This window comes from Bradyrhizobium sp. SSBR45G, from assembly GCF_030159255.1.
In the GTDB taxonomy this organism is placed as follows: domain Bacteria; phylum Pseudomonadota; class Alphaproteobacteria; order Rhizobiales; family Xanthobacteraceae; genus Bradyrhizobium.
Window position 1 is genome coordinate 33,650 of record NZ_BSCT01000034.1, and the last position, 17,034, is coordinate 50,683.

The following is a 17,034-nucleotide window of genomic DNA, read 5'->3' on the forward strand; positions in this document are numbered from 1 at the left end:
CGCGCATGATCGGAATATCCACGGTCTGGCCGTGAGTGGCATGTCCCCCCGGCCTGTCGCTGGGCATTTCTGCAAAAGCGCCTCAGACGGCGGACTGCCCACTTGCGTGTCAAGAAGCCGGCAGGCCGCCATCCACCCAATCTCGGTTTGTTGACGTTCTAAATCAGCCCATATTGAACCCGCTCGCGCCGGGCCAGCAACGGCACGGCCTGTCCCGCGATGTAGGTCTTGAAATGCTCGCTCTCCTGGTGGGCCTTGAACGCCGCCTCGTCGCGGAACAGTTCGTAGAACAGGAACTGCGCCGGGTTGTCCTTGGCGCGGGAGATCAGGAACAGTTTTGCGCCGGGCTCGCGCTGCGCTTCGGGGAGGAAGCGCGACAGGATCTCGGCGACGCGGTCGGCTTCGCCTGGCCGGGCCTCCCATTGCGCCACCACCAGCAGGCTGCCGCCGCTGACGGCCTCGTTCACGGTTTTCGTTGCGATGGCGTATCCGGTCATGGGGATTGGTCCTCTCGTTGATGGTCTGCGAGGGGATTGATAGCCCGGTTCGTGAGGGCGATCCTTCGATGACGGACGAAGGATGGATGCGGAGATGCAGGCGTAGGGCGGATTAGCCGAAGGCGTAATCCGCCATGTGGCTCGAAAGAGTCGGCGGGTTACGCTTCGCTAACCCGCCCTACGGGCTGACACTTCCGTGCGGCTGCCCCTCACCCCGACCCTCTCAGCGCGAGCGAAGCTCGTCGCGGCCCCGTGAAGAACGGGGAGGGGGAGGGCACCGCCGTCTGCCACATCGCTCGCCTCGCAGCCGGCCGGGCGTCATGCAGATCGCTTGGAACGTTCCGTCTCGCCCGGCCTTGTGTCCGGCTCGCAACGCTTTAGAAAGGCGCCAACGTCGGTGGCTGCCCGGTGCGCTGGGCTGCCGGTCATCATCAATGAGCAAGGCCAGCAGTGGTGGACGCCCTCAAAGTACGCAACGCAGCCGACGTGGAGGAGGTGGTTCGTTCCGCGATCGCGAGCGAGCAGCCGCTCGATGTCATCGGCCACGGCTCGAAGCGCCGGATCGGCCAGCTCACGGCGACCAACGCCGTGCTCGATCTGTCGGCGCTGAACGCGGTCATCGGCTACGAGCCGAACGAGCTCATCATCACGGCGCAGGCCGGCGCGCCGCTCGGCGACCTCCTGTCGCTGATCGATTCGAAGAGCCAGCAATTCGCGTTCGAGCCGATGGACACCGGGCCGCTGCTCGGAACCACGGGGCGCGGCACGCTGGGCGGCATGATCGCGGCCGGGCTCGCGGGGCCGCGGCGCATCCGGGCCGGCGGGGTGCGCGATCATCTGCTCGGGGCGCATGCCGTCTCCGGCTTCGGCGACAGCTTCAAGACCGGCGGCAAGGTGGTCAAGAACGTCACCGGCTACGATCTCTGCAAGCTGCTGGCGGGCTCCTGGGGCACGCTGGCGGTCATGACCGAGGCGACCTTGAAGGTGATGCCGCGGCCGGAATCCGAGCGCAGCCTGGTGCTGCGCGGGCTCGATGAGCTCAAGGCGAACCGGGCGATGACCGCGGCGCTGGGCTCGCCGTTCGACGTCTCCGGCGCCGCTCATCTGCCGGCCTCGTCGTTGCGGCCCGAGGTCGAGGGGCTGAGCCTGATCGGCTCGCCGCGCGAGGCGGTCACCGTGCTCAGGCTCGAGGGCATCACGGCCTCAGCGGCGCATCGCGCGGCCTCGCTCGCCAGGCAGCTCGCGACGTTCGGCGCGGTCGAGATCATCGAGGATGACGCCTCGGCCCGGGTGTGGAGCGCGGTCAGGGACGTGCTGCCGTTCGCGGCCAATGGTCCGCTCGGCGCCTGGCCGGTGTGGCGGATCGTCTGCCCGCCGGTGTCGGGCGCCGCCATCGGGCAGGCGCTGACGCGCCAGACCGGCGGCGAGGCGATCTATGATTGGGGCGGCGGCCTGATCTGGGCGGCGCTGCCGCCGCAGCCCGACGCCTCCGCGGGCCTCGTGCGCAAGGAGGTCGAGGCGGCCGGCGGCCACGCGATGCTGCTGCGCGCCTGGGACGAGATGCGGCATGCCGTGGATGTGTTCCAGCCGCAGTCGCCCGGCGTCGCCGCGCTGGAGGAGCGGGTTCGCGTGTCCTTCGACCCCAGGACCATTCTCAACCGCGGGCGTGTCAGGCGGAGCGTTGCGTCATGAAGACCGAGTTCACCCTGGCGCAGCTGGCCGATCCCGACATCGCGGTCGCCGACAAGATCCTGCGCGCCTGCGTCCATTGCGGCTTCTGCACCGCGACCTGTCCGACCTATGTGCTGCTCGGCGACGAACTCGACAGCCCGCGCGGCCGCATCTACCTGATCAAGCAGATGCTGGAGAAGGACCAGGCGCCGACCGCCGATGTGGTCAAGCATATCGACCGCTGCCTGTCGTGCCTCGCCTGCATGACGACCTGTCCGTCCGGCGTGCACTACATGCACCTCGTCGACCAGGCGCGGGTGCGGATCGAGGAGACCTATCAGCGCCCGCTCAGCGAACGGCTGCTGCGCGCCGTGCTCGGCTATGTGCTGCCGCGGCCGCGCGAGTTTCGCATCGCCATGACGCTGGCGCGGCTGGGGCGGCCGTTCAAGGCGCTGCTGCCGGCGTCCTCCGCTGGGCCGTCGCCGGGCCTGCTGCGGCGGCTCCGGGCGATGCTGGAGCTCGCGCCCGCGGCCGCCCTGCCGCCGCCGGGGCCTGCCGGCGGCAGCGTGTTTCCGGCGCAGGGCGCGCGCCGCGGCCGCGTGGCGCTGCTGCAGGGCTGCGCGCAGGCAGCGCTGGCGCCGCGCATCAACCAGGCGGCCATCAACGTGCTGACCCGGCACGGCATCGAGGTCGTGCTGGTCAGGGACGAGCAATGCTGCGGTGCGCTCACCCATCACATGGGGCAGGACGCCGACGCGCTGGCGCGCGCGCGGGCCAATGTCGCGGTGTGGACCGCGGAGGCTGCGCGCGGCGGTCTCGATGCCATCCTGGTGACGACGTCGGGCTGCGGCACCGTCATCAAGGACTACGGCCACATGCTGCGCGAGGACCCGCAATTTGCAGCGTCTGCGGCCAATGTCTCGGCGATGGCCAAGGACATCAGCGAGTATCTCGCCGGCCTCGAACTGAACACCACGGCGGATCACGATGACCTCGTCGTCGCCTATCACTCCGCATGCTCGCTGCAACACGGGCAGAAAATCACGAGCACTCCGAAAGAATTGCTTTCCAAGGCCGGCTTCGTCGTGAAAGATATACCGGAGAGTCATTTGTGTTGCGGTTCGGCGGGGACCTACAACATTCTCCAGCCTGACATCGCGATGAAGCTGCGCGATCGCAAGGTCGCCAACATCGCGACCGTCAAGCCGAATGTGATCGCGGCAGGCAATATCGGCTGCATGATGCAGATTGCCAGCGGCACCACCATCCCCGTCGTCCACACCATTGAGCTTCTCGACTGGGCGACGGGTGGTCCGCGACCAGGACTGAATTGAGAGATGGGCGCGTGCGGACTGCCGGCCCGTCTCCCGCCGGATGATGCGATCGTTCGACGGCAACTGGAGGGTTTCTGATGGCGAAGACGACGACGGCCAAGGACAAGACGGCCAAGGACGACAAGAAGGACAAGAGCAAGGTGATGGCGCAGGCCAAGTCGGCCAAGGGGACGGCGAAGAAGTCTGCCAAGAAGGCTGCGAAGGCCGCCAAGAAGGCGGCGAAGGCTCCTGCCAAGAAGGCCAAGAAGGCGGCGAAGAAGGCGGCCAAGGCACCTGCGAAGAAGGCTCCTGCGAAAAAGGCATCTGCCAAGAAGGCGCCTGCGAAGAAGGCCGCTGCCAAGAAGGGATCGGCGAAGGCTCCCGCGAAGAAGGCTGCCAAAGCTCCGGCTGCGCCGAAGAAGGCTGCCAAGAAGCGCGCTGCCAAGAAGGCGGCACCGGTCGAGACCCCCGAGCTCCACGAGACCGAGACGGCCGGCGAGGCCAGCTGGGCGACGCCGGCGGCAGACGAACATGAGGGTGAGGCCGGCTCCGAGAGCTGAGCGTCCGTCGCCGTTAAACCCGAATCATCACGAGGCCGTGGCGGCGACGCTGCGGCCTCGTTGTCGTTGGGATGCGTTGTGTTGGGACGCGTTGTTGCGACCCGGTGCGCGGCCCGCAATTCTACGGCGGGGCGAATCCGTAGGTTTTTCAGGCTGTTTTCGACCGGCCACGATGTGGAAAAGGCGGCCGGCCTGCGGCTGCATCTGCACGGTGGCATGCCCTGGGACACGGATATTTGTTGTTCAAATGCAACAGGCTCTGAGAACCTGCCGCAGAAATGTCAAAACGCTCAAAAAGGCGGCAGATGCCGCGCTTTTTTGCTTCACCTGCGGCGGCAGCCTGTCACAAATTGCATCCGGATGACGCGGCCGGTCTTATTGCGCCCTGGGGGGCCAAGCTTCGGACCGTTGCACGACACTAGGGTGATGGGGATCTTCATGAAAAAGTTGGCTTTGTTGGCAACGGCGCTGGCAATGATCTCGGGTTCGGCTTCGGCCGCAGACATGGCGGTGAAGGCCCTGAAGGCGCCGCCGGCTCCGGCGTTCGATCCCTGGGATGTCGCCTTCGGCGGCGGTATCGTCAGCGACTACGTGTTCCGCGGCGTGACCCAGTCGAACCACAAGCCGTCGGTCACCGCCTATTTCGAGCCGCGCTACAACGTCAACAAGGACCTGCAGTTCTACGTTGGCGTGTCGGCCGAGAGCATCTCCTTCACCAACCGCGCTGCGGCTGAGGTCGACATCTACGGCGGTATCCGCCCGACCTTCGGCGCCTTCGCCTTCGACATCGGCGTGTGGGGCTACCTGTATCCGGGCGGAACCTGTTTCTACGGCGCTCCGACCGATTTCACCGGCCGCGCCGTGGGTGCAGAATGCGCCGCGAACTTCCTGCTGAACGGCAACACCATGAAGAAGGACGTCAGCTTCTTCGAGGTGTACGGCAAGGGCACCTACACGGTGAACGACAACTGGGCGTTCGGCGTCACCGAGTTCTATTCGCCGAGCTTCCTGAACTCCGGCGCCTGGGGCAACTACGCCTCGGTGACCGCCAAGTACACCGCTCCGTCGACCGTGTTCGGTTCGAGCGGCGTCGGCATGTACGTGTCGGGTGAGTTCGGTCGTCAGTGGTTCGGCAAGACCGACAGCTTCTACGGCACGCCCGCGTTCCCGACCGGCATCCACTACGCCGACTACAACACCTGGAACATCGGCGTCGGCTTCACCTACAAGGTCTTCACGCTGGATCTGCGCTACTCCGACTCGAACCTGTCGAAGGGTGATTGCAGCGTCTTCACGGGTGCCTTCAACGCGGCGGCTGGTACCACCACCGTCACCGGCAACAACCCGCTCGGCGCAAGCTCCAACTGGTGCGGCGCCGCCGGTATCGCCAAGCTCTCGTTCGACCTGACCGCGATGACCAACCTGAAGTAATCATCGCCTGGGCGGATCGACACTTTCAAGCAAGGGCGGCAGAGCAATCTGCCGCCCTTCTGCTTTTGGATGGGAGGCTTCCGGGGATTGCCGTTCATTCTCGCCGCTCGGCTGGCAAGCGCCACGGGCCGCCTGATGATAGCGGTGCATGGCCCTCGATTCGCCCCTGCGGGCGCTGGACGTGGCGCCAAGCGAACGCTGGGCTGATCGCCGCGCCGAGCTGCGACCAGCCTCTCCGAGTCTTTCAATGGCTGCGCGGAACCGGCTGCCGATGAGCCGCCGGCTGCTGTGAGCGAGCTGTCCCGAAGCCCGCCAGCGATAGGCCTGCGCCGCCGGCCATCGGCGAGCGGCCGCCCGGGCGGCCGTGAGACAGAGGCAGGACCATGCCTTCTGTCTTCAGGCGGCCCGCAGGGCTATCGCATATGACCAATCTGAGTTTTTCGCGAAACCGTTCTACATCGTCATGCCCGGGCACCGTCCCGGGCATCCACGTCGTTCTCGGCATCCCGCACGGAGTGGATGGCCGGGACAAGCCCGGCCATGACGATGTGGAGACAGACGAGCGCAACACTTCGATCGCCAAATGCGATAGCCTGAGGCGGCCCGGGGCGGGTCGTCAGGCCTTCGCTACGACTCCGCGCCGCTGGAGGAGACGTCTGCCGGCGCAGCTCGCAGCGAGAACCGGTCGCCATCCCGGATCAGCTCGACCTTGCGGTCGTGGAAGTCGTGCAGGGTCGAGCGGTGGCCGATCGAGACCACCGTGGTCTGCGGCAGGCGCCCGGCGATGACCCGATACAGCTTGGCCTCGCTCGGCTCGTCCAGCGACGCCGTGGCCTCGTCGAGGAGCAGATAATCCGGCCGGTGCAGCAGCGCGCGGGCGATCCCCAGCCGCTGCTGCTCGCCGAGCGACAGCGTCCGGTTCCAGTGTGCGTCCTCCTCAAGCCGGTCGGCGAGCAGCGGCAGGCCCACAGCGACGAGCGCCTCCTTGACCTGATCGATGCTGAACGCGTCGGCCCCTGCCGGATAGATGATGGCTGCCTTGAGCGGCCCGATCGGGAAATAGGGCCGCTGCGGCAGCATCATCAGCTTGGCATGCGCGGGCACGCTGATTGCGCCGCTGCCGAACGGCCAGACGCCGGCGATGGCGCGGAACAGCGTCGACTTGCCGGCGCCGGACGGCCCGGTCAGCAACGTGCGCTCGTTGCTCCTGATGCTGAAGCCGTCGGCAGCGATCAGCGGCAGGCCGTTCGGCAGCTTCAAGAGCAGCTGGGTGAGATCGATGCTGTCGCCGGCATGGCTGACGACGTCGATGGTCTGCGGCTCGCCCGAGAGCTTGGCGGCGCTGTCGATCGACATCTCGAAGCCGTCGAGACGGGCCACGGTCGAGCGCCACTCGGCGAGCGTGCGATAGGTGTTCACGAAGAAGGACAGCGCGCGCTGCACGCTCGAGAAGGCCGACGCCGTCTGCATCATGCCGCCGAGCTGAACCTTCTTGGCGAAATAGGCGGGGGCGACGATGACGTAGGGAAAGATCGTGGCGACCTGCGAATAGCCGCTCGTCACGGCGGTCAGCCGCTTGGTCCGGCTCATGATCTGATACCAGTTATGCACCACGCGGCCGTACCGGTTCGACAACAGATGCTGCTCGGCCGTCTCACCGCGCAGCACCGCGATCTGCTCGGAGTTCTCGCGCACGCGCACCAGGTTGAAGCGGAAATCGGCCTCGAAGCGCTGCTGCTCGAAATTGAGGTTGACCAGCGGCGAACCGATCCAATGCGTCAGCGCGGTGCCGGCGATGGCGTAGAACAAGGCGGCCCAGACCAGATAGCCGGGGATCAAATATTCGGTCCCGAACAGCGTGAGGGGAGCCGCTTCGGAGAGGCCCCAGAGCACGACGACGAACGAGGCCAGCGTCACGACCGAGCTGAGAAGATTGATCGTGATGAAGAGCGTCTGCTCGACGAACTGCTTCACGTCATCGGCAATACGCTGGTCGGGGTTGTCAGCCGCGTCGCCCTTGAGCTGCATGCGATAGTGATTGGCGTTGCCGAGCCAATGACGGAGATAGGTCTCGGTCATCCACTGCCGCCAGCGGATCTGCAGCCATTGGTTGAGATAGAGCTGATAGACTGCCAGCACGATGAAGGTCGTCGCGAGCACGACGAAGACGCCGATCTCCCAGATGAAGCTGTCCCAGTTGTACTCCTGCAGCGCGTTATAGAACCGGGCCTGCCATTGGTTCACCAGCACATCGATCGCGACCAGCGCGAGCTCGATGGCGATGACGGCGGCGAGCAGGGAACGGCCTGCGACCTTGTCCTCGGAGCGGAAGTAGGGAATGGCGATCCGCCAGACGATGGCGACAAGCGAGCGCAAATTGTTCACAGAGGGGCTGCTCCTGAGAAAAGGGCTTAACAGGCTGAGGTAGAAAGAGAATTCCGCAGACTTGGAGGTCTGTCTAGACGAAAGTCGTAAGAGGCCCGGCGACCACCGGCTTGTCGGTTGGCTGCGGCAAACCGTAGCATGCTGCATACAAGAGGGACTGCGACCGCCTCCTGATTTCGCGAGAATTTGAGCGGAGTGGGGCGTTGCCGCTTTTGTGATCTCGGTTTTGCGGCTGACTTGCCCCGGCTTGACCCTGGGCAGGCAGACTTGGTCCGCCCCGCCGGGTCGGGTCCAACAACAAGAACGTGGGGGGAGACATCATGAGCTGGAATCAAATCTACGACCCGTTGGGAAGCCCGGTGCTGTCGACCTTGGCCGCCGCCGTGCCGGTGGTGACGCTGCTGGTGCTGATCGCCAGTGGCAAGGTCAAGGCGCATATCGCGGCGATCGTCGCCGTGATCCTGACCAACCTGATCACGATCTTCGTCTTCACGATGCCGGCCAACATGTCGCTGCGCGCGACGTTTCTGGGCGTCGTCACCGGCTTCTTCCCGATCGGCTGGATCGTGCTGAACGTCATCTTCCTCTACCAGGTCACGGTCTCGACCGGCCGCTTCGAGCTGCTGAAGCGGGCGATCGGCGGCGTCACCGAGGACCGCCGCCTGCAGCTGCTGCTGGTCGCGTTCTCGTTCGGCGCGTTCTTCGAGGGCGCGTCGGGCTTCGGAACACCGGTCGCGATCACCGGCGCCGTCCTGATCGGGCTCGGTTTCTCGCCGCTCGCAGCCTCCGGCCTGTCGCTGATCGCCAACACCGCGCCGGTCGCCTATGGCGCGCTGGGCACGCCGATCCAGGGCCTCGCCTCGGTCACCGGCATCGATCCCTACATCCTCGGCGCGATGGTCGGCCGGCAGCTGCCGGTGTTCTCGCTGATCGTGCCGTTCTGGGTGATCTGGGCGTTCGCCGGCTGGAAGGGCATGAAGGATGTCTGGCCGGCGATCCTGGTCACCGCGGTCTCGTTCGCGGTGCCTCAATTCCTGATCTCGAACTACATCAACCCGTGGATCGTCGACATCGGCGCCTCGCTGATCTCGATGGGCGCGCTGATCCTGTTCCTGAAGGTCTGGCAACCGAGGCAGCTGTGGCTGTCGCCGGCGCTGCGCGGCCGCGACGAATCGGCGGCCACGATGGCGGCGGCGAAGCCGCTCGACCGCACGCCGCTGACGCAAGGCGAGCTGTGGGGCGCGCTGCTACCATGGATCATCGTCTGCATCATCATGCTGATCTGGGGCAACGGCGCCTTCAAGACCTGGGCGAACTCGATCTTCACCTGGAGCTATCCGGTTCCCGAGCTCGACAAGCTGATCAACAAGATGCCGCCGGTGGCGGCGAAGCCGACACCTGAAGGCGCGGTGTTCTCGTTCACCTATCTGACCTTCACCGGCACCGGCATGCTGATCGCGGCGATCATCTCCGGCTTCCTGATGGGCGTCGGACCGGGCAAGCTGATCGCCGAATATGGCCGCACCATCCGTCTGTGCGCGATCTCTCTGATCACGATCTCGGCGATGCTGGCGATCGGCACGCTGACCCGCCTCTCCGGCGTCGACGCCACGCTCGGCCTCGCCTTTGCGGCCACCGGCGTGCTCTATCCCTTCTTCGGCACCTTGCTCGGCTGGCTGGGCGTGGCGCTGACGGGATCGGATACGGCGTCGAACGTGCTGTTCGGCAATCTGCAGAAGATCACCTCCGAGCAGCTCGGCCTGTCGCCGGTGCTGATGGCGGCGGCGAACTCCTCCGGCGGCGTGATGGGCAAGATGATCGATGCGCAGTCGATCGTGGTCGCCTCGACCGCCACCAACTGGTACGGCCACGAGAGCTCGATCCTGCGCTACGTGTTCCTGCACTCGATCGTGCTGGCCTGTCTGGTCGGCCTGTTCGTGACGTTGCAGGCCTATGTCTACCCGTTCACGGCCATGGTGCTGAAGTAGCGCCATCGGCGAAACAAAACCTCGCGTCGCCCAGGCGATGCGGGGTTTGCTATGTTTGGGTCACATTTGTGCGGGAGCGGTGCTGGCGACCGCCCGGCCAATCGCCTAGAAGGCGGGCCCTGCGCGTGATCAACTGTCGAGAGGATAGATGCGAGTCGTGAAGCAAGCCTTCGCCGGTCTGGCGGCGGCGTTGTTGATGTCGGGCGTGCCGCTCGCGGCAGCTTCGGCGGAAGAATTTCCGTTCGGCATGGAGATGACGCTCGATGCGCTGCCGCAGCCGGGCTCGAAGCGGGTGCCCGATCTCGACATCGGCGACAACGGCGAGACCGTGCTCGAGCTCTGGTGCAAGGGCGGCAAGGGCCAGTTCTCGGTCGCCGGCAACACCATCGTCTTCATCGCCGGCAAGATCGAGGACCGCAACTGCCCGGCGGCGCGGGCCCAGGCCGATGACGAGCTGATCGCAGCCCTGAGCGCGGCGACCAACTGGAAGCGTCAGGGCGATCTGATCATCTTCGTCGGACCGAAAACGCTGCGCTTCCGGCTCAACACCAATTGAGCGCAGACGAGCGTTTCCAGCTCACGCACTTTCGCGCTTCGGCAGCGCAACTTTGAAGTCAGCCCCGCTGCCACCCTCCCCTGGAGGGCAGGGCTATCGCATATGACCAATCTGAGTTTTTCGCGAAACCGTCTCCGCACCGTCATGCCCGGGTTCTGTCCCGGGCATCCACGTCGTTCTCAGTATGCCGGACGACGTGGATGGCCGGGACAAGCCCGGCCATGACGGAGACAGACGAGCGCAACACTTCGAAGGCCATATGCGATAGCCCCGCCCTCCAGGGGAGGGTGAGACTGAGATCGTGGCGAGTAGCCGTGGCTCGCCTTACTTCCAGACGGAATTGTCCGCGTCCCAGCGCTTGGCCTTGAAGGCCTTCGCGAGCTCATCGATGGCGCCGCCATCGTCCCTTGTGTCGCTTTCCTCATCGCCCGAAGATTCGTCCGACAGGACCAGCTTGGCGGCGGAGTTCTCGTCGATCGTGGTCGTCGTCGGGGTGCTGATCCACAGGATCAGGGCGTCTGCCCCGCCGGGCTTGTCCGGCGAGACCAGGCTGGTGACCTCGATCACGTCGGTGAGCTCGAGAGACGGCATCAGCTGGCTCGGCCGCTTCAGGGTCAGCTTCAGCTTGCCGGTGACCGGGTTCCAGGCCGCACTCGTCGGCTTGGCGTTGTAGGTCTTGGCCAGCACGTCGGAGATCGCGCTCGCCAATTTGTCGCGGTTGATCTTGTCGCCGTCGCGCCAGTCGGCGGCAGCAAAGCGGATGGTGCGGTCCATCTCGACCGTGCCTGCCGTCCAGCCGGCCGTCACGACGCCGTTGGTGGCCCGCGCCTTGGCGATCAGGGCGCCGGCCCGATCAGGATCGACCGTCATGCTGATGGTCTGCTCGCCGGCCCGCAGGGCATCGCAGCTGACGATCAGGCTGGAGAGCGAGACTTCGACATCCTGCCCCTTCAGGCTCTTGAGGAACTCGGGCACCGCATCCAGCTTCAGGCGCACGGAGATCGCCTCGGGCGAGACGTCGGTGAAGTCCTTCGGCTGCGCGCTGATGCCGTCGTCGGTCGACTGGCTCTCCAGGAACTCCTTCTCGCTGACGTCGGAATTGTCGGTCGACGCCACTTCGGTCACGGTCTTGCCGATCGCGATCTGGCCGCGGAACTCGAAGGTGTCGCCGGTCGGCTTGCGGTTCAGCTTCACCGTAACCGGCTCCTTGGCGCCGTTGCTCTGGGTCGCGCCGGTCAGGGTCTGGCCGTTGACCGTGAGGCTCACGACGAAGCGGTCCTTGCGGTCCGAATTCTTCGCCACGGGGTAGCAGACGTCGAGCGTGGCCGCGGTCACGGTCTTGCCCTGGCGCGTCTCCTTCAGGATCACGTCGGCATTGCCATCCATCAGACCGTCGATCGCGGTGAAATAGCGTGTCTCGTTGGCGGGGGCCTTGGTCCCGCTCTTGGTCTGGGCCCAACCGAGTTCCGGCGCGGCCGCTGCAATCACGGCCAGCGCAAGCAAAATCGCGCGCATCTGAAAATCCTTGTGGAGGCAGAATCGGCCTTAAGCTGTAGCGCCGATTTGCGGTCGCTGCACCCCCGGGGCGAACTCTCGGCAAAAAAGAAGGCCGCCCGGAGGCGGCCTTCCTGAACGTCTTCGTGAGGGCGCGGGGGCTCAGAAGCCCATGCCGCCCATGCCACCCATGCCGCCGCCGGCCGGCATCGCGGGAGCGGCATCCTTCGGCAGCTCGGCGACCATGGCCTCGGTGGTGACCAGGAGGCCGGCGACCGACGAGGCGTCCTGCAGTGCGGTGCGGACGACCTTGGCCGGGTCGATGATGCCCTTGGCGACCATGTCGACATAGTCCTCGGTCTGGGCGTCGAAGCCGAAGGTCTCGGACTTCTCGTCCAGGATCTTGCCGACCACGATCGAACCCTCGACGCCGGCGTTCTCGGAGATCTGGCGAACCGGGGCTTCGAGCGCCTTCAGCACGATGTTGATGCCAGCCTGGACGTCCGAGTTCGGGTTGGTGATGCGGCCGACCGCCTTCTTGGCGCGCAGCAGCGCCACGCCGCCGCCGGGGACGATGCCTTCCTGCACCGCAGCGCGGGTCGCGTTGAGGGCGTCCTCGACGCGGTCCTTCTTCTCCTTGACCTCGATCTCGGTCGCGCCGCCGACGCGGATCACCGCGACGCCGCCGGCGAGCTTGGCCAGACGCTCCTGCAGCTTCTCACGGTCGTAGTCCGAAGAGGTTTCCTCGATCTGCGCCTTGATCTGGCCGACGCGCGCCTCGATGTCGGCCTTCTTGCCGGCGCCGTTGACGATCGTGGTGTTCTCCTTGTCGATCACGACCTTCTTGGCGCGGCCGAGCATCTTCACCGTGACGTTCTCGAGCTTCATGCCGAGGTCGTCCGAGATCAGCTGACCGCCGGTCAGGATCGCGATGTCTTCCAGCATGGCCTTGCGGCGGTCACCGAAGCCCGGCGCCTTGACGGCGGCAACCTTGAGGCCGCCGCGCAGGCGGTTGACGACCAGGGTGGCCAGCGCCTCGCCCTCGACGTCCTCGGCGATGATCAGCAGCGGACGGCCCGACTGCACCACGGCTTCGAGCACCGGCAGCATGGCCTGCAGGCCGGACAGCTTCTTCTCGTGCAGCAGCACGTAGACGTCGTCGAGCTCGGCGGTCATCTTCTCGGCATTGGTGACGAAGTAGGGGCTGAGGTAGCCGCGGTCGAACTTCATGCCTTCGACGATGTCGACCTCGGTCTCGAGCGACTTGTTCTCCTCGACCGTGATGACGCCCTCGTTGCCGACCTTCTGCATCGCCTGGGCGATCATCTTGCCGATCGCGGCGTCGCCGTTGGCGGAGATGGTGCCGACCTGGGCGACCTCGGACGACGAGGCGACCGGCTTGGCGCGCTTCTCGATGTCCTTGATAACGGCGGCGACAGCGATGTCGATACCGCGCTTGAGGTCCATCGGGTTCATGCCGGCGGCCACCGCCTTGGCGCCCTCGCGCACGATGGCCTGGGCCAGCACGGTCGCGGTGGTGGTGCCGTCACCCGCGGTGTCGTTGGTCTTGGAGGCGACCTCGCGCAGCATCTGCGCGCCCATGTTCTCGAACTTGTCTTCCAGCTCGATCTCCTTGGCGACGGTGACGCCGTCCTTGGTGATGCGCGGGGCGCCGAAGCTCTTCTCGATGACGACGTGACGGCCCTTCGGGCCGAGCGTCACCTTGACGGCATTGGCGAGAATGTCGACGCCGCGCAGCATGCGGTCACGCGCGTCGCCAGCGAATTTGACGTCCTTGGCTGCCATTTCAAAACTCTCCTGGAGTGGACCTCGACGGCCAGGGGCGTGATCGCCTGCCTGTCGCCTGAACGAGGCTGCAAAGTGCTGGTCGCCCGGGGCGGCGCGTGCCGCCCAGAGCGGTTCGGATCAGGCGGTTCGGATCAGGCGACCACGCCCATGATGTCGGACTCCTTCATGATCAGGAGCTCCTCGCCGTCCAGCTTGACCTCGGTGCCGGACCACTTGCCGAACAGCACGCGGTCGCCGACCTTGACATCGATCGGGATCAGCTTGCCGCTCTCGTCGCGGCCGCCCGGGCCGACGGCGACGACTTCGCCCTGCGAGGGCTTTTCCTTGGCGCTGTCGGGGATGATGATGCCGCCCTTGGTCTTCTCTTCGGCGTCGATGCGCTTAACCACGACGCGATCATGCAGGGGACGAAACTTCGATTTAGCCATGACGGATCCCTTTGCGGGTGCTTTGGTAGGTTGCTGTCGGAGGAAATCTGAATGCGGCCACATTTGGCGCCCACGTGGCACCAACTGACTCGCGGCCTTAGCAATCGTGCCCTCCGAGTGCTAAAGACCGCTGCCGGAAATATGGCTTGCCGCCGATCCTGTCAAGCAAAGGCCGGCGGTTAAGCCCTTGTTCAGGCTGTTAAGGGGATGCTGAACTGGGCCGGACATGTTAGTGGAGCGGCGTCGTCATCCGACGTCGTTGCTCTAACGCGTGTTTTGCGCTTGGTTGCCGGACGGGGCAGCTACGATCTTGTTCCTTAAGGGGATGCCATGACGAGTTCACGGTGCGTGCGGCCGATTGCCAATCTCGGTATCGTGTCGGCGCTCACGATGCTTCTGGGAGCGTGCACGGGCTTCAGCCTGTCGCCGTCTGCTCCCATGCAATCCGAGCCGCCCGTCGAGCCGGAGGTTCCGTCGACGATCCGCCCGGAGGACCTCGTCGGCAAATGGGGCCTCGCCGCCTACAACAATCCCAACGACCGCGCGCGGACCGAAAAGATGGCGCTGGCGCAATGCAAGCAGCCCTACACGATCGGGCAGGGACAATCCGGCGGCGTGATCATGCATCTGGCCGACCAGGCGACCCCGCAGGAGCTGCGCCTGAAAGGCTCGGCCGGCGGCAAGAACTACATCGGTCCCGCGGGTCCCCCCGGTGGCGAGCAGGATCGCGAGGTCGTCTCGTTCGACGGCCGGGTGCTGATCACCCGCTTCGTCGACAAGGATGCGGCCACCCGCTACCAGACCATGGTCTATGTCCGCTGCGGACCGCGCGCCTGAGTTCCGCGCGCCTGGTTCCACGGGCACCGACAAACGAAAAACGCCGGCAGGAATGCCGGCGTTTTGTTTGGGTCTCACCGCCCGCGATCGCGGGCCGATCGCGGCTCAGTTGAACATCGCGTCGATGTCGTCCTGCGAGGCGTGGCCGACGTCGCCTTCCGCCTTCGGGCCGTTGAGCAGCTTGGCGTCGCCTTCGCGGTGGTCGACGATCGGCGGGGTATGCGCCTTGATGGCGTCGACGCCGCCCCAGATGTCCATCATCACCACGATATGGTGCTCGATGAACTTCATCGTCGTCATGACCTTGTTGATGCGCTGGCCGGTCAGGTCCTGGAAGTTGCAGGCCTCGAAGATCGACACGACGCGTTCCTGGATGTCCTCGCTGAGGATCTTCTGCTGGTCGGCCGAGTCGACCTTGCCGAGCGCGCTCGCGGCCTGATCGATCGCCTCCGCGGCTTCGAGGATCTGCTGGGTGGCCTGCTCGGTGCCGCCGACCACGGCGCCGAGCTCGCCATTGACCTTGGCCATCTCCTCGCCGTTGAAGCTCTTGGCATGGAGCGTGGCGATCTCGCCCTTGGTGCGGTTGATCGCGTCGTGGATCAGGTCGAGCTCGACCTTCAGCTTCTCGCACTGCTCGATCTGCGCGCGATAGGTATCGAGCAGCGCACGCGCTTCGGCGACCTCGCGTTGAGCGGATTCTTCGATCGCCGCGTTGGCCGTGCTGCTTCCACCACTGCGGATGGCGTTCGCCATCTGGGCGCGGATGGCGCGGAGCTCGTCCATGATTTCCTTGTGGTTGGGGCCGATCTCGCCGCCCACGAAGTCGGGCTCCGGCATATGGCCGACGATGGCTTCTTCGATACGGAAACGCTTGCGAACCGGCATGAGGGTGTCCCTGACCTTTTACTGAGCACAGTTCTACGCGGAGGCTATTTAACATCGCGTTCACGCCAGGAACCGCTGTCGCGCAACGCCCGCGTGCGCTCGGCATCAACGATTAACCATGCCGCTTCGGCCTTCACGCAAAATAAACGCTAGCGACCGAATCCGCCGCCAAGTGCAGCGATGGTGAATCCCGGAGGGCCCTGCGTTTACCAAAGCGATCGGGTTTTGCTCTTTATTGACGATACGCGGCGGCCTTGCAGCCTCCGGCGAGAACAGTCTCCAGACGAAACAGTACAGAGTACGTCGATGTTCAGATCATTCTCCACAGCGCTGCTGGCCAGCGCATGCGTCTTCCATGCAGGTCTGGATCGGGCCGCAGCCCAGGGATTTCAGGCGGGATTTCAGCAGCCGACGGTGATCTACAGCGGTCCGCCGCAGAGCGCGCCGGTGCGCACCGCCTATGTCGAGCGTTCGCGGATGGGCGGCGGCTTCATCGAATTCCTGTTCGGCGACCCGCAGGGCGGACGCGGCGCTCCGCCGCCGGGGCAGCCGACGTACCAGCAGCAGCCCTCCTATTACGGGCCGCAGCCGACGATGCCGGGCACGGCACCCCAGCAGGGATCTCCGGACGAGGAAGCCTATGAGCAGACGCAGCGTCCGATCGATCCGAAGTACGAGAAACAGATCGTTGACTATGACGGCAAAGAACGGCCGGGCACGATCGTCATCGATACACCGAACAAGTTCCTCTACCTGGTGCAGGGCGAGGGCAGGGCGCTGCGCTATGGCATCGGCGTCGGCCGCCCCGGCTTCACCTGGTCGGGCGTGAAGACGATCTCGGCCAAGCGCGAGTGGCCGGACTGGACGCCGCCACCGGAGATGCTGACGCGCCGGCCCGACCTGCCGCGTCACATGGAAGGCGGCCCGCAGAACCCGCTCGGCGCCCGCGCGATGTATCTCGGCTCCTCGCTGTACCGGATCCACGGCTCCAACGAGCCCTGGACGATCGGGACCAACGTGTCATCGGGCTGCATCCGGATGCGCAACGAGGACGTGATCGACCTCTACACCCGCGTCAATGTCGGCACGCGGGTCATCGTGCTCTGAGGCTCGCTGAGGCACGCAAAGGCCGTCATTGAAGAAGGCCGCCCGTGGGGCGGCCTTCGCAGTTCAGGACTCG

Annotated in this window: 14 protein-coding genes; 8 read left to right on the plus strand and 6 right to left on the minus strand. The window is 65.5% G+C overall.

The features are described 5' to 3' along the window. Nucleotides 1-158: 158 nt before the first annotated feature. Nucleotides 159-497, minus strand: a complete 339-nt coding sequence (locus tag QQL87_RS29335) for a putative quinol monooxygenase (protein WP_284422596.1) — start codon at nucleotides 495-497, stop codon at nucleotides 159-161. 453 nt (nucleotides 498-950) lie between these two features. Between QQL87_RS29335 and QQL87_RS29340 the strand changes: the two genes are divergently transcribed. The 4 genes from QQL87_RS29340 to QQL87_RS29355 all read left to right on the plus strand — a co-directional run bounded on the left by QQL87_RS29340 (nucleotide 951) and on the right by QQL87_RS29355 (nucleotide 5,472). Then, nucleotides 951-2,189, plus strand: coding sequence for an FAD-binding protein (locus QQL87_RS29340; protein ID WP_284422597.1), 1,239 nt, complete (start codon nucleotides 951-953; stop codon nucleotides 2,187-2,189). Continuing rightward, on the plus strand, nucleotides 2,186-3,502 hold the full coding sequence (gene glcF / locus QQL87_RS29345) for a glycolate oxidase subunit GlcF (RefSeq protein ID WP_284422598.1): 1,317 nt from the start codon (nucleotides 2,186-2,188) through the stop codon (nucleotides 3,500-3,502). The genes QQL87_RS29340 and glcF overlap by 4 nt, the downstream gene beginning before the upstream one ends. A 77-nt stretch (nucleotides 3,503-3,579) precedes the next feature. After that, nucleotides 3,580-4,041: a hypothetical protein gene (locus QQL87_RS29350; RefSeq protein ID WP_284422599.1), complete on the plus strand. Its 462-nt coding sequence runs from the start codon at nucleotides 3,580-3,582 to the stop codon at nucleotides 4,039-4,041. A 438-nt stretch (nucleotides 4,042-4,479) separates the two neighbouring features. Beyond that, on the plus strand, nucleotides 4,480-5,472 hold the full coding sequence (locus QQL87_RS29355; protein WP_284422600.1) for a TorF family putative porin: 993 nt from the start codon (nucleotides 4,480-4,482) through the stop codon (nucleotides 5,470-5,472). 627 nt (nucleotides 5,473-6,099) lie between these two features. Here the strand turns inward: QQL87_RS29355 and QQL87_RS29360 are convergent. After that, nucleotides 6,100-7,857, minus strand: coding sequence for an ABC transporter ATP-binding protein/permease (locus QQL87_RS29360; protein ID WP_284422601.1), 1,758 nt, complete (start codon nucleotides 7,855-7,857; stop codon nucleotides 6,100-6,102). Between the two features lie 320 nt (nucleotides 7,858-8,177). Here QQL87_RS29360 and QQL87_RS29365 point away from each other — a divergent pair, with 320 nt between their 5' ends. Together QQL87_RS29365 and QQL87_RS29370 are read left to right on the plus strand one after the other, a co-directional pair. Beyond that, nucleotides 8,178-9,845 carry an L-lactate permease gene (locus QQL87_RS29365; protein WP_284422602.1) on the plus strand — a complete coding sequence of 556 codons (1,668 nt, stop codon included), beginning with the start codon at nucleotides 8,178-8,180 and terminating at the stop codon, nucleotides 9,843-9,845. Nucleotides 9,846-9,993: 148 nt separating this feature from the next. Beyond that, on the plus strand, nucleotides 9,994-10,401 hold the full coding sequence (locus QQL87_RS29370; RefSeq protein ID WP_284422603.1) for an META domain-containing protein: 408 nt from the start codon (nucleotides 9,994-9,996) through the stop codon (nucleotides 10,399-10,401). A 324-nt stretch (nucleotides 10,402-10,725) separates the two neighbouring features. Here QQL87_RS29370 and QQL87_RS29375 read toward each other — a convergent pair whose 3' ends face one another. From QQL87_RS29375 to groES, 3 genes are all read right to left on the minus strand, one after another. Beyond that, entirely contained in the window at nucleotides 10,726-11,916 is a 1,191-nt protein-coding gene (locus QQL87_RS29375) for a hypothetical protein (RefSeq protein ID WP_284422604.1), read from the minus strand. Between the two features lie 141 nt (nucleotides 11,917-12,057). Then, nucleotides 12,058-13,701 (minus strand): chaperonin GroEL, encoded by a 1,644-nt coding sequence (groL, locus tag QQL87_RS29380; RefSeq protein WP_284422605.1) that lies wholly within the window; start codon nucleotides 13,699-13,701, stop codon nucleotides 12,058-12,060. 134 nt (nucleotides 13,702-13,835) lie between these two features. Further along, the gene (groES, locus tag QQL87_RS29385) at nucleotides 13,836-14,132 is read right to left on the minus strand and encodes a co-chaperone GroES (RefSeq protein ID WP_008961387.1); all 297 of its coding nucleotides are present in this window, start codon (nucleotides 14,130-14,132) and stop codon (nucleotides 13,836-13,838) included. Between the two features lie 330 nt (nucleotides 14,133-14,462). Between groES and QQL87_RS29390 the strand changes: the two genes are divergently transcribed. Further along, nucleotides 14,463-14,969, plus strand: coding sequence for a hypothetical protein (locus tag QQL87_RS29390; protein ID WP_284422606.1), 507 nt, complete (start codon nucleotides 14,463-14,465; stop codon nucleotides 14,967-14,969). A gap of 105 nt (nucleotides 14,970-15,074) precedes the next feature. On the opposite strand, the gene QQL87_RS29395 is transcribed toward QQL87_RS29390, so the two are convergent. After that, nucleotides 15,075-15,854, minus strand: coding sequence for a protein phosphatase CheZ (locus tag QQL87_RS29395; protein ID WP_284422607.1), 780 nt, complete (start codon nucleotides 15,852-15,854; stop codon nucleotides 15,075-15,077). A gap of 306 nt (nucleotides 15,855-16,160) precedes the next feature. Between QQL87_RS29395 and QQL87_RS29400 the strand changes: the two genes are divergently transcribed. After that, on the plus strand, nucleotides 16,161-16,961 hold the full coding sequence (locus tag QQL87_RS29400; protein WP_284422608.1) for a L,D-transpeptidase: 801 nt from the start codon (nucleotides 16,161-16,163) through the stop codon (nucleotides 16,959-16,961). Nucleotides 16,962-17,034: the final 73 nt, after the last annotated feature.